Consider the following 12,677-nt stretch of genomic DNA (forward strand, 5'->3'; position numbering starts at 1 on the left):
GGGGGACCGGTCACGCGTCGGGATCAGGCCTTCTTGACCACGCCGGACTTGAGCTGCATGGCCCCGAACCCGTCGATCCGGCAGTCGATGTCATGCCCGTCGACCCCGTCGACGAGCCGGATGCCGCGCACCTTCGTACCGGCCTTGATCCCGGACGGGCTGCCCTTGACCTTGAGCGCCTTGACCACGACCACGGAGTCCCCGTCCTTCAGCACATTGCCGACTGAGTCCCTGATCACCCGCTCCCCGGAGGTGCCCTCGTCCTGGGCGTCGCCCTCGGCGGGGACCCACTCGTGGCCGCACTCGGGGCACACCACCAGGGCGTTCATCTCGTAGGTGTACTCGCACGAGCACGTGGGACAGGGCGGCAGATTCTCGATCACCCCGGTACGGTAACTGCCGGTTATCCGAATTGCGAAACTTTGCAACAGCTGGTCGCGGATGGCCGTCCGCAGCCAGTTTCAGCCGCATATTTTCAGCCATCCGTGGTTCGCGCCCCGCCGGCTCCGTACCCGACCGGAAGTCGCTCCTGACCGACAAAAAAGACCCTCCCGAAGGAGGGTCTGTCCTGGTGCGCCCCCGGCAGGACTCGAACCTGCGGCCAAGTGCTTAGAAGGCACCTGCTCTATCCGCTGAGCTACGGGGGCCGGTGGTGGCCTCGGTGGCCTGGAGCCCTGGGCCGGGCCGGTCGGTGACCTGCCGGAACAAGGATAGGGCTCCGATCGCCTCGTACCGGTTGCTTCACCTGCGTGGCACGATGTGGAGGTTCGGTGAAGCGAACCGATAATCGCAGGTGGACCGGATTCGCGCATCGCTTTTTACGCCTCACGCCCCGGGTGTTGTGCACTCGTTATACCTGCGCCCCACTCGTCCCCTCTGTCCTGACTTGAATTCTGCGGAGGAACCGGCGCGCAGGGGTCGCTATACGCTTCAAAAAGGCTCCAAAATTGGGCATTCTTCGCATGTGGTGACCTTGGACGTACGGCCTCAGCTCATCGACGCACTCTCCGCCCTGCGCGACCGTGTCGCCGCCGTGCGTCTTCCGCTTCCGCTCCCGGGGGCCGCTCGTGCCCGCCGGACCCGGAGCGAGTTGCTGGCCCAGCTCGACGACTATCTGCTTCCCCGGCTCAAGGATCCGGAAGCGCCCCTGCTGGCCGTGATCGGAGGGTCCACCGGGGCCGGGAAGTCGACCTTGGTCAATTCGCTGGTGGGGCGGCTGGTCAGCGAGGCCGGGGTGCTGCGGCCGACCACGCGCACGCCCGTGCTCGTCTGCCACCCGGACGATCACCACTGGTTCGCGGGGACCCGCGTGCTGCCCCAGCTCACCAGGGTCTGGCTGCCGCCCCAGGAGGCGCGGAGCATCGGCGGACGCGAACGCCTCGGCGCACTCGGCGGTCTCGGCGGGGCCGACGACCTCGACGGGTTCGAGGACGCCGAGGACGACGGGACCACGCTGCGTGTCGAGACCGCCACCGGGCTGCCGCGCGGGCTGGCGCTGCTCGACGCGCCCGACATCGACTCGCTCGTCGTACGGAACAGGGTGCTGGCCGCCGAGCTGATCTGCGCCGCGGACGTGTGGGTGATGGTCACCACGGCCTCGCGCTACGCGGACGCGGTGCCCTGGCATCTGCTGCGTACCGCCAAGGAGTACGACGCCGCGCTCGTCACCGTCCTCGACCGGGTGCCGCACCAGGTGATCGCCGAGGTGTCGCGGCAGTACGGGGCGCTGCTCACCCGGGCGGGCCTCGGTGAGGTGCCGCGCTTCACCATCCCGGAACTGCCCGAATCGGCGGGCGGCGGCAGCGGGCTGCTGCCCACCACCGCCGTCGCCCCGCTCCGGGCCTGGCTCAGCCACCGAGCCCAGGACCGGGCGGCCCGCCAGCAGGCCGTCGGGCGCACTGCGGCCGGGGTCATCGCCTCGCTGGACGTACGGCTGCCCGCGCTGGCCGGGGCCGTCGCGGCACAGTACGCGGCGGCGGTACGACTGACCGCGGTCGTCGAGGACGCGTACCGCGCCGAGGCGCAGCGGGTCGAACGGCGGCTGCGCAACGGCGGCGTGCTCGCCGGGGAGGCCCGCACCCGGTGGCGCGGATACCCCCTGTACAGCACTTCCGAGGAAGTCCTCGAATCGCTGGTGGAAAGCCTCGCGGCGCTTCTGCGGTGCGCCGTCGCCGCCGCCGACGAACAGATCCGCACGGCCTGGCGGCGCGAACCCGCGGCCGGGGTGTTCGGCCACGGGGACGCCGGCCGGGAGGCCGGGGGGTGGGGACCGGCCGAGGACGTCGAGGGCCGGATCGTTGTGGCCGTACGGCGGTGGTGGCGCGTGCTGGAGGAACTGGCGGAGGAGGAGGTGCGCCGGCTCGAACGCAACACCGCGCCCGACGCCGAGACGGTGGCGGTGCTCCTGGCCGCCGCCCTGCTCGGCGGCCGGCGTACCAGAGCCGCCGGGGAGCAGCTCGCCGAGCGGATCGGGGCCCAGGGCGCGCTGCGGCTGCGCGACAGGGGCGGCGCACTGCTCACCGACTGCCTCGGCCGGGTGCTCGACGGGGAACGCGACCGGCGGCTCGCCCCGCTCGACGCCCTCGACGTCGCCCCGGAACCACAGGCCGAACTCATCGCCGCGCTGTCCGTACTGCAGAAGGAGAGGTGGCAGCGTTGACTGCCGTCATCGACGAGGGGGCGAGCCGGGGCGCCGGTACCGCGTCCCCCGACGACCACGATCGTTCTCACCCTGACCGTTCTTGCCCCGGCCGTCCCCGTCCCGACTGTTCTCATGACGCGGATCCTGATCGGGAGCGCCCGCACGACGACCAGGGCCGGTCGGGCGCCGGCCAGGACCGATCGAGTCCGGGCCGTCCGGTCGAGGGGTGCGTGGACGCCCCGGAGACGATGGCGGGCTGGAACGACGGGCTCATCGCCCGTCGCGCGGCCGTCCGGACGGTGTCCGACGAGCCCGGCACCGGCCCGGACGGCGACCTGCGGGCACCACAGGTCGAGGCGTACGTCCCGTCCGGCGGGCCGCTGCGGCCACGGCTCGACGCGCTGCGCGAACTCGTCGGACTGTCCCGGGCCCGGATCGACGCGGACGCCCTCGCCGAAGCGGGGCGCGTGCTCGACGAGGCGGCGGCCCGGCGTCGGCTCTCCTCCCGGCACACGGTCGTCGCCGTGGCCGGGGCGAGCGGCAGCGGCAAGTCGACCCTGTTCAACGCGCTCGCGGGCGCCCAGATCTCCGAAACCGGGCTGCGCAGGCCGACCACCTCCGCCCCCCTCGCCTGCTCCTGGACCGACGGGGCCGCCGGACTGCTCGACCGGCTCGCCATTCCCGGCCGGCTCAGGCGGCGCCCGCAGCAGGGTGCCGCGGGCGCCGACGAGGCGCTTCAGGGGCTCGTCCTCGTCGACCTGCCCGACCACGACTCCGCGGCGGCGGGGCACCGCGAACAGGCCGACCGGGTGCTCGCCCTGGTCGACGCGGTGATCTGGGTGGTCGATCCGGAGAAGTACGCGGACGCGGCCCTGCATGAGCGCTATCTGCGGCCGCTCGCCGGGCACGCCGAGGTCACCTTCGTGGTCCTCAACCAGATCGACCGGCTGCCCGGCGACGCCGCTGATCAGGTCCTCGACGATCTGCGCCGACTGCTGGACGAGGACGGCATGGCACTGGGCGAACACGGTGAACCGGGTGCCACCGTCATGTCCCTGTCCGCGCTCACCGGCGAGGGCGTGGGCGAACTGCGCGACCTGCTCGGCCGGTTCGTCCAGGAGCGCAGGGCGGCTGCGCTCCGTCTCTCTGCGGACCTGGACGCCGCCGCGGCCAGGCTCCGTCCGCTGTACGTCGCCGAGGGCCGGACCGGTCTCGGGGAACGGGCGCGGGAGGAGTTCGCCGACCGGCTCGCGGAGGCCGTCGGGGCGGCGGCGGCGGGCCAGGCGGCCGAGCGGGAGTGGCGCGGGAACGTGGGGCGGGCGTGCGGCACGCCATGGCTGAGGCTGTGGCGCCGGTACGAGTCCACGCGGCGGCCGGGGCGTCCGGAGTGCCCGGCGGGGCCCGCCTCGCCGGAGGAGCGGCTCACCGCCCGGCAGGGTGTCGAGCAGGCGGTCCGGATCCTGGCGGACGAGGCTGCCCGCGGGCTGCCGGCCCCCTGGGCCCAGGCGGTCCGCGAGGCGGCGGTGACCGGTGCGCAGGGTCTGCCGGAGGCGCTGGACGAACTGGTCACGAGTGCCACGGTTACGAGTGTCACGGGGGAGGAGGGGCCGGGTGGCTCCGGTGGCGTGAGCGTGGTGGATCGTGCGGGCGGCGGCGATGCGGGTGGCGGCTATGCGGGTGGTTCGGCTGAATCCGCTGGTCCGGGTGATGCGTCGGACGGTGCGAGCGGGGTCGGCCGCGTGGATGGGAGGAGTGCGGATGGTGCGGGTTGTGCGGGTGGTTCGAGGGGGGCGCTGAGAGCCGCGATGACGAGGGCGGCCGGAGTGCTCGGCGGGTTTGGTGCCGGGCACGCTGGTGGCGCGGCAGGCGGCATTTTGACGACACGGCCCAGGCCGCCACGGCCCGGATGGTGGCCCGCCGCCGTGCTGGCGCAGGTGTCGATGACGCTGTTGCAGGTCTTCGGCGTTCTCTGGCTGATGGGCCGGATCGCCGGTGTGCTCGACCCGGGATTCCTCGCACCCGCCCTGCTGACGCTGGCGGGTGTCGTCGGGGGGCCGCTGGTGGAGTGGTCGTGCGCGGCCGCCGCGCGTGGGCCCGCGCGGCGGTACGGGCAGGAGGCCGAGCGCCGGTTGCGGGAGGCGGCGGCGGCCTGCGGGCGGGCGAGGGTGCTCGACCCGGTGGCGGCTGAGCTCGTGCGGTACCGCGAGGTGCGGGAGCGATACGTGGCGGTGACGGAGTTTTCCACAACTGTTCGGTAGTCCACAGGCGTCAGCGGGATTTCCGCCTCTCCTTCACCCTGGGATCCGTGACCGCGCGGACGCGGTCGCCGGAGCCGACGGCCCACGACCGGTGGTCGATGACCGCGGCCCCGTGGACAGAGGACCGAGGACCGAAGGGGAGGCGGAGTCATGAACGACACCTTGGTGACGCTGGTGGGCAACGCGGCGACGGCGGTGGAGTACCGGGAGACCGCCACCGGCGGAATGGCACGCTTCCGGTTCGCGGTGACACCGCGCCGCTGGGATCGTGAGAAGCAACTCTGGACGGACGGGCGCACCAGCTTCTACACCGTGTGGGCCTGGCGGGCGTTGGCGTCGAATCTGTCCGGTTCCGTCGCCGTGGGAGAACCACTCGTCGTACACGGAAGGTTGAAGGTGCGCGAGGAGGAACGGGAAGGCCGACACCGGACGTTCGTGGACGTCGAGGCGGTCGCCGTGGGGCACGATCTGACGCGGGGGACGTCGGCGTTCCGGAGGGTGATGAGGAGCGGGCCGGGGATCGACGCGCGCACGGAGAGTGCGCTGCCGGGTGGTGCGGGCGGTGCGGGCGGCGTGGGTGGTGCTTCGGCGCGCGCGGACGAACCGGATTGGTCGGGAGTGGCGCTCAGGCAGGGAGCGGCGCCCGGGGCGGAAACGACCTTCGGGGCCGAGGCGGCCCCCGGGTTGGAAGAGTGGTCCCGATCGGGAGGGGCGCCCGGGCCGGGACGGGCGGCCGGTTCGGCGGAGGCCCCCGTACCGGGAGAGGCCCCCGTACCGGGAGCGGCGGCCGGTCGGGAAGGGCCGGTCGGGTCGGAAAGGCGGGCCGATGGGGCCGAAGGAGGTGAGCGGGCCGAACGGACCGAACGGTCTCGGCGTACTGGGCGCGGAGAGGGCGGCGGGCGTGCCGTGCGGCAGCGGGGCAAGCGTGTGACGGAAAGCCAAAAGGACAGTGGCACGCTCGTGTTGGTGACGTGAGCGGTTCGTATGGTGATGGGGTGGCAGGCTCGGACGTGGTGTATGCGGGGGCGGACGGGGCGTCAATGAGGCGCACCGGCCATAACGATTCTGAGTCGGAATGGTTATATGACGTTGTGACGGGGGACTGTTCATCGCTTCGTCCTTAGGATTCCCCCGTACTCACGGGGCACTTGAGTCGACTGGCGGGACAATCCCCACACGCGCAGCAGGCGCGGAGGGTTCCGCCCGGAGGGGAATTCTGTGTTTTCTGCTGATTCAGCGACCGTTTCGTCTTCCTTGAAGGCACCTGATTCCGCGCGGCGGCGGGGCATGGCCCGACTGGCCGCATCGGTGGTGGCGTCCGGTCTGGTCATGGCAGGCGCCTTCGTCGGCGCCGGCAGCGCGGTCGCCGACGAGGCGCCGCAGCATCAAGGCGGCGCCGCCGCGGTCCTGGACGGTCTGAAGACGTACGACCGTGCCGTGCTCCACGCGGGCGGCAGGAACCAGCAGCTGCCCGCCGGGGTCTTCGAGATGACCGTCGACGGCGGCGGCAAGCTCAAGACGTACTGCATCGACATCCACAACCCCACGCAGGACCGGGCGAAGTACCTGGAGACGCCCTGGGACCAGACCTCGCTCGGCGCCAACAAGAACGCCGGCAAGATCCGCTGGATTCTCGAGCACTCCTACCCGAAGGTCGACAACCTCGCGGCACTGGCCGAGGAAGCCGGTACCGGCCCGCTCACGGAGAAGACCGCCGCCGCGGGCACCCAGGTCGCCATCTGGCGCTACTCGGACAACGTGGACGTCGAGGCGACCGACGCCGCGGCCGAGAAGCTGGCCGACTGGCTGGAGAAGAGCGCCGTCGACCAAGCCGAGCCCAAGGCGTCCCTCGTCCTGGACCCGGCCGCGGTCTCCGGCAAGTCCGGCCAGCGCCTCGGTCCGATCACCGTCCACACCAACGCGGGCCAGGCCACCGTGACCCCGCCCGTGGACGCCGCCAGCGGCGTCAAGGTCACCGACAAGAGCGGCAAGCCCCTCACCTCCGCGGTCAACGGCGGCGAGCTGTACTTCGACGTCCCGGCGGGCACCGCCGACGGCTCCGCCTCGCTGACCGTCCAGGCCACCACCTCGGTGCCGGTGGGCCGGGCCTTCGCCAGCGCGACCAAGAGCCAGACCATGATCCTGGCCGGTTCCAGCGACTCCACGGTCTCCGCGACCGCCACCGCGACCTGGGCCAAGCAGGGCGCGATCCCGGCCGTCTCGGCGGAGAAGAACTGCGTCAAGGGCGGCGTGGACGTCACCGCGAGCAACAAGGGCGACGAGGCCTTCACCTTCGAGCTGGCCGGGAAGAAGCACACCGTCGAGGCGGGCAAGTCCGAGACGGTGACCGTCCCGGTCGCCGAGGACCAGGCGTACGACATCACGGTCACCGGCCCCGAGGGCTTCTCGAAGACGTTCAAGGGCGTCCTGGACTGCAAGACCAGCAGCAGCGGCACCGGTGGTGCCGGTGGCAACGGCGGTCACGAGACCCAGACCGAGGGCCAGCCGGCCCCTGCCACCTCCGGCGGCGGTTCGACCGGTTCCGCGGGTGACCTCGCCGAGACCGGTGGCTCCAGCGCCACCCCGGTCATCGCCGGTGTCGCGATCGCCCTCGTCGTCGTCGGCGGCGGCGCGGTCTTCCTCCTCCGCAAGCGCAAGGCCCAGCCCTCCGCGCAGTGATTGCGGCAAGCCTGTGACTCCGCGATTCGAGTGATCCCCGCGATCCCGTGATTCCAGTGATCCGGGTGGCCCCGGTGATTCGGTGATCGCGGAGTGACGAACGGCGAGCATGGCGTCACGCCCGCTCGCCGACGGCCCCGGTACGTGTACGCGTACCGGGGCCGTCGGCGTGCCCGGGGCGCCACCGGCGAACGGGGGCGGGGAGGGGCGGGGCCGGCCCTGAGGGGCGGGCCCGGAGGGCCCGGTGTGCGGGCCCCGGGCGCGGGTCCGGGACATGGGCGGCGTCCAACGGGCTGGTTTCCGTCCGGGGACGGACGTCAGGCAAGATGGGGTGTATCTGCCCACACATCGATAGCCGGACGGTTTCTCTTGGCTGAGTACATCTACACCATGCGCAAGACGCGCAAAGCGCACGGCGACAAGGTGATCCTCGATGACGTCAACCTGAACTTCCTGCCGGGCGCGAAGATCGGTGTCGTGGGTCCCAACGGCGCCGGCAAGTCCACGGTGCTGAAGATCATGGCGGGCCTGGAGCAGCCGTCCAACGGTGACGCGTTCCTCTCGCCCGGTTACAGCGTCGGCATCCTCATGCAGGAGCCGCAGCTCGACGAGTCGAAGACGGTCCTGGAGAACGTGCAGGACGGCGCCGCCGAGGTCATGGGCAAGCTCAAGCGCTTCAACGAGGTCGCCGAGCTCATGGCGACCGACTACTCCGATGCGCTGATGGAGGAGATGGGCAAGCTCCAGGAGGACCTGGACCACGCCAACGCCTGGGACCTGGACGCTCAGCTGGAGCAGGCCATGGACGCGCTGGGCTGCCCGCCCGGCGACTGGGCGGTCGTCAACCTCTCCGGTGGCGAGAAGCGCCGCGTCGCGCTCTGCAAGCTGCTCATCGAGGCCCCCGACCTGCTGCTCCTCGACGAGCCCACCAACCACCTCGACGCCGAGTCGGTGAACTGGCTGGAGCAGCACCTCTCCAAGTACGCCGGTGCCGTCGTCGCGGTCACCCACGACCGCTACTTCCTGAACAACGTCGCCGACTGGATCCTGGAGCTCGACCGCGGTCGCGCCCTGCCGTACGAGGGCAACTACTCCACGTACCTCGACAAGAAGGCCGCCCGCCTCAAGGTCGAGGGCCGCAAGGACGAGAAGCGCGCCAAGCGGCTCAAGGAGGAGCTGGAGTGGGTCCGCTCCAACGCCAAGGGCCGGCAGACCAAGTCCAAGGCCCGTCTCGCCCGTTACGAGGAGATGGCGGCCGAGGCGGAGAAGATGCGGAAGCTGGACTTCGAGGAGATCCAGATCCCGCCGGGCCCGCGGCTCGGTTCCGTCGTCGTCGAGGTCGAGAACCTCGCCAAGTCCTTCGGTGACAAGGTCCTCATCGACGACCTGTCGTTCACGCTGCCGCGCAACGGCATCGTCGGCGTCATCGGTCCGAACGGCGCGGGCAAGACCACGCTGTTCAAGATGATCCAGGGCCTGGAGAGCCCCGACTCGGGCTCCATCAAGATCGGTGACACGGTCAAGATCTCCTACGTCGACCAGGGCCGGGCCAACATCGACCCGAAGAAGACCCTCTGGGCCGTCGTCTCGGACGAGCTGGACTACATCAACGTCGGCCAGGTCGAGATGCCGTCGCGGGCGTACGTCTCCGCGTTCGGCTTCAAGGGCCCGGACCAGCAGAAGCCGGCCGGTGTCCTGTCCGGTGGTGAGCGCAACCGCCTCAACCTGGCGCTGACGCTCAAGGAGGGCGGCAACCTGCTGCTCCTCGACGAGCCCACCAACGACCTCGACGTCGAGACCCTGTCCTCGCTGGAGAACGCCCTGCTGGAGTTCCCGGGCGCCGCGGTGGTCATCTCCCACGACCGCTGGTTCCTGGACCGCGTCGCCACGCACATCCTGGCGTACGAGGGCGACTCCAGGTGGTACTGGTTCGAGGGCAACTTCGAGTCGTACGAGAAGAACAAGATCGAGCGCCTCGGTCCGGACGCGGCCCGTCCGCACCGCGCCACGTACAAGAAGCTGACGCGAGGCTGATCCGTCTTGGCACGCCACATCTACCAGTGCCCCCTGCGCTGGTCGGACATGGACGCCTTCGGGCACGTCAACAACGTCGTCTTCCTCCGCTATCTGGAGGAGGCGCGGATCGACTTCATGTTCCGGCTGGCGCCGGGTGACGGCTCGCCGTCCTTCTCGGGCGGCTCCGTGGTGGCCCGGCACGAGATCGACTACGTGCGCCCGCTGGTCCACCGGCACGAGCCGGTGACCATCGAGTCGTGGGTCACGAGGATCGGCGCCGCGTCGCTGACGATCTCGTACGAGATCAAGGACCCGGACCAGGTCTACGTACGGGCCACGACCGTCGTCGTCCCGTACGACCTGGCCGCGGAGCGGCCCCGGCGGATCAGCGCCGAGGAGAAGCTCTTCCTCCAGCAGTACCTGGCCGAGGAGCCCGCGGCGGCATGACCGTACCCGTGCTGCCACTGGAGTTCGCCGACGCGAGGGAGACCGCGGATCTCGCGGCCTTCCTCGCGCGGCTCCTCCACTACGACCGGGCCGCCGCGGTGCGGATGCAGGCGGGCGGCGGCGCGCTGGCGGTGTTCGGCAGACCGCCGTCGTTCGAGGTGCTGGCGATCCGCACGGCCCGGCTGACCGAGCGCCACGCATTCGACATCACGGTGTCCGCCGGGGAGCTCCTGGAGACCCTCGGTTCCTTTGACACCGAGGGCGGGGCCGATCCGGGCCCGCTGCCCGCCGCAGTCACCGGACCGCCGTGGACGGGGGTGCTCCCGCCGCGCGGCGGCTGGCGAGAACTGCCGGGCCTGCCCGACCCGGTCTCCCTGCGCGGGGCCGTCACCGCCGCGGTGGCGGAGTTCCGGACCCGCGACGAGGCGCTGCCCGAGGCCCGTCGCACCCGGACCGAACGGGACCGGATCGGCCGCGAGATCTGGTCGCGCACGATCGGCGCCACCGCCCTCCCACTGCGGGCCGTTCACGCCGCGCTGTCCCTGGGCTTCCTGCGCCCGGCGCCGGACTTCCCGGTCGCCCTGCTCGCGGCCGGGTCCTGGCTGCGGCTGCGCACGCCGTTCGGCTCGATCGCCCTGCGCGGCCACGACAGCGGGCTCGGCGGCGGGCTCGCGGTCTCGGTGGGCTGAGAGCCCGGTCCGACGCCCGTGGGCCGAGGGCCGGGCGCCCGCTCACCGGGCCTTCCCGGCGCGCCGGCAGGTCAGGTCGGCGGCGGGCAGGACGCCGTCCCGCAGATAGCCGACGACGGCCCGGTCGGCGCACGGGACCGGTGTGAGCCCGTCGAGCCCGCGCCCGAACACCCCGTGCGCGCGGACATCCGCCGTCACCAGCCGTGAACCCGTCAGACGGCGGTGCAGCGCCAACGCCCCTTCGTACGGCACGTTGTTGTCGTACCGGGCCTGAAGCATCAGTACGGGCACGGCGTTGCCGACGACCGTGGCGGGCTCGCGGGACGTGCTCGTCCAGAACGCGCACGGGGCCATCATGCCGTTGACGAGCGGACCGAACACGGGCTGGGCCGCCCGGCTGCTTTCCATGTTCCGCCAGTACGTCTCGGGGTCCTTCGGCCAGCCACCGGCCGGCCAGCCGCGGTCGCCGCACATGAACAGCGCTCCGCCCAGCATGGAATCGGTCAGCTCGGGCGAGGCCAACAGCTCCAGCAGGGCAGCGAGTTCCGGGCCCGGTTCGACCGGGCGGCCCGCGGCGGCGTCGACCAGGTCGCGCACGGTGGCGGCGAGCGCCGGGTCGTGCTCCTCGTGCTGGATGAACTGCCGCAGGATCAGCCGTAGCAGCGGTGCGTCGAGGCGAACGCCCGAGACGGTGACCGGGCGTCGCTCGGCCCCGTCCAGCAGCGCCAGCACGCTCGACCGCACACGGGCGGGCGTGTCCCCGAGCCGGTGGGCGGCGTCGTGCCGTGCGGCCCACCCGGCCCAGGTGTCCAGCGCCTCTTCGAGCGGCCTGCCCGCACGCTGGAACAGCTCGTACTGGCCGGCGGCGGGATCGGTGGACGAGTCGATGACGATCCGGTCGGCGCGGTGGGGGAACATCTGGGTGTAGACGGCGCCCAGGTCGGCACCGTACGAGACGCCGTAGTACGACAGCCGGCGCTCGCCCAGCGCCGCGCGGATCGCGTCCATGTCACGGGCGACGTTCCGGGTCGTGGCGTGCGGCAGGAGCCGGGCGTTGTCCCCGTGCTCCCGGCAGCGGCGCGCGGTGTCCCGGGCATCGCGCACCGCTGCCTCGAAGTCCTCGCGGCGGGTCGTGGTGGGACCGGGCTCGGGCGCCGGGGCGGCGGGGCCGCAGGTGATGGGCGTGGATTCGCCGAGGAAGCGGGGATCGAAGCCGATCAGGTCGTAGCGGTCCGCGGCGTCCCCCAACGCGGGCCGCAGACGCAGGGGGTCGGCCAGTCCGGTGCCACCTGGTCCGCCCGGATTGGACAGCAGGATGCCCCGCCGCTCGCCGCGTCCGCCGGTGGCCCCGATGCGCGATACGGCGATCTCGATCGTCGGGCCGCCCGGGTCGGAATGGTCGAGGGGGACGGTCACCCGCGTGCACCGCGCGCCCGCCGCGCGCAGTTCCGTCTGCCGCGGAGAACAGGGTCCCCAGACGAGCCGCTGGTGGACGGCGCGGGCGGAGGGCTCGGCGGAGGCGGGGACGACGGGGGAGGGGGCAGTGGTGGCGGTGGCGGACGCGGGCATTCCGCCGGTGAGCAAACAGGCCAGGCCCAGGCCGACGGTGGCCGGTGCGGCGACGCGCATCGTGCTCCTCGGGATCGGATGGACGAATCCCGCACGAAGTTAGGCGCGCACGCGACCGACGGACATCCGGCCACCCGGTCGGTACGGCCTGGGGTCAGCACCACCGGTCACACCGGGGGACGAGGAGGGCCGGCTCCGTCCTCGGCCCTCCACGGCCCCGGACGGCCCTGGGCACGGTTCGGCTGTCGGTTTCGGATCGGCCCGGGGGAGACAGGATCCGTCCTCGGCCCCGGGCACAGGACTCGGTTTCGGCCCGGGGGACACAGGACCCGTGCTCGGCCCCCGGACACAGGGCCCGTCCTCGGCTCCGGTGGCGGC

General features: G+C 72.1%; 8 protein-coding genes, 1 tRNA gene and 1 pseudogene. 7 read left to right on the plus strand and 3 right to left on the minus strand.

The features are described 5' to 3' along the window. Positions 1 to 23 precede the first annotated feature (23 nt). Both ACFYY6_RS19595 and ACFYY6_RS19600 read right to left on the minus strand, forming a co-directional pair. On the minus strand, positions 24 to 383 hold the full coding sequence (locus ACFYY6_RS19595) for a zinc ribbon domain-containing protein YjdM (RefSeq protein WP_351524639.1): 360 nt from the start codon (positions 381 to 383) through the stop codon (positions 24 to 26). A 191-nt stretch (positions 384 to 574) separates the two neighbouring features. Continuing rightward, positions 575 to 647 (minus strand) — tRNA-Arg (locus ACFYY6_RS19600). A 326-nt stretch (positions 648 to 973) separates the two neighbouring features. On the opposite strand from ACFYY6_RS19600, the gene ACFYY6_RS19605 reads away from it, so the two are divergent. The 7 genes and pseudogenes from ACFYY6_RS19605 to ACFYY6_RS19635 all read left to right on the plus strand — a co-directional run bounded on the left by ACFYY6_RS19605 (position 974) and on the right by ACFYY6_RS19635 (position 10,730). Continuing rightward, positions 974 to 2,659, plus strand: coding sequence for an ATP-binding protein (locus tag ACFYY6_RS19605; protein ID WP_386608011.1), 1,686 nt, complete (start codon positions 974 to 976; stop codon positions 2,657 to 2,659). Between the two features lie 230 nt (positions 2,660 to 2,889). Continuing rightward, positions 2,890 to 4,899 carry a GTPase gene (locus ACFYY6_RS19610; protein WP_388650005.1) on the plus strand — a complete coding sequence of 670 codons (2,010 nt, stop codon included), beginning with the start codon at positions 2,890 to 2,892 and terminating at the stop codon, positions 4,897 to 4,899. A 150-nt stretch (positions 4,900 to 5,049) separates the two neighbouring features. Continuing rightward, positions 5,050 to 5,457, plus strand: a pseudogene (locus ACFYY6_RS19615) (single-stranded DNA-binding protein); the annotation flags it as partial. 729 nt (positions 5,458 to 6,186) lie between these two features. Beyond that, positions 6,187 to 7,578 carry an LAETG motif-containing sortase-dependent surface protein gene (locus ACFYY6_RS19620; RefSeq protein ID WP_351524640.1) on the plus strand — a complete coding sequence of 464 codons (1,392 nt, stop codon included), beginning with the start codon at positions 6,187 to 6,189 and terminating at the stop codon, positions 7,576 to 7,578. Positions 7,579 to 7,947: 369 nt separating this feature from the next. Continuing rightward, a complete protein-coding gene (gene ettA, locus ACFYY6_RS19625; RefSeq protein WP_351518100.1) occupies positions 7,948 to 9,612 on the plus strand; it encodes an energy-dependent translational throttle protein EttA in 1,665 nt (554 codons plus the stop codon). Positions 9,613 to 9,618: 6 nt separating this feature from the next. Beyond that, positions 9,619 to 10,041: a thioesterase family protein gene (locus tag ACFYY6_RS19630; protein WP_073783097.1), complete on the plus strand. Its 423-nt coding sequence runs from the start codon at positions 9,619 to 9,621 to the stop codon at positions 10,039 to 10,041. Next, positions 10,038 to 10,730 (plus strand): hypothetical protein, encoded by a 693-nt coding sequence (locus tag ACFYY6_RS19635; protein WP_351518101.1) that lies wholly within the window; start codon positions 10,038 to 10,040, stop codon positions 10,728 to 10,730. Before ACFYY6_RS19630 ends, ACFYY6_RS19635 begins: the two co-directional genes overlap by 4 nt. A gap of 42 nt (positions 10,731 to 10,772) precedes the next feature. Here ACFYY6_RS19635 and ACFYY6_RS19640 read toward each other — a convergent pair whose 3' ends face one another. Continuing rightward, positions 10,773 to 12,359 carry an alpha/beta hydrolase gene (locus ACFYY6_RS19640; RefSeq protein ID WP_389194372.1) on the minus strand — a complete coding sequence of 529 codons (1,587 nt, stop codon included), beginning with the start codon at positions 12,357 to 12,359 and terminating at the stop codon, positions 10,773 to 10,775. Between the last annotated feature and the right edge of the window lie 318 nt (positions 12,360 to 12,677).

It is taken from the genome of Streptomyces sp. NPDC001750, from assembly GCF_042892615.1.
Classification (GTDB): Bacteria; Actinomycetota; Actinomycetes; order Streptomycetales; family Streptomycetaceae; genus Streptomyces.

Excerpts from the sequence above, each read along its gene's own strand:
- ACFYY6_RS19610 (WP_388650005.1), top strand. The coding sequence starts at position 2,890 with ATGGCGGGCTGGAACGACGGGCTCATCGCCCGTCGCGCGGCCGTCCGG.
- ACFYY6_RS19620 (WP_351524640.1), top strand. The coding sequence starts at position 6,187 with ATGGCCCGACTGGCCGCATCGGTGGTGGCGTCCGGTCTGGTCATGGCA.
- ACFYY6_RS19635 (WP_351518101.1), top strand. The coding sequence starts at position 10,038 with ATGACCGTACCCGTGCTGCCACTGGAGTTCGCCGACGCGAGGGAGACC.
- ACFYY6_RS19640 (WP_389194372.1), bottom strand. The coding sequence starts at position 12,359 with ATGCGCGTCGCCGCACCGGCCACCGTCGGCCTGGGCCTGGCCTGTTTG.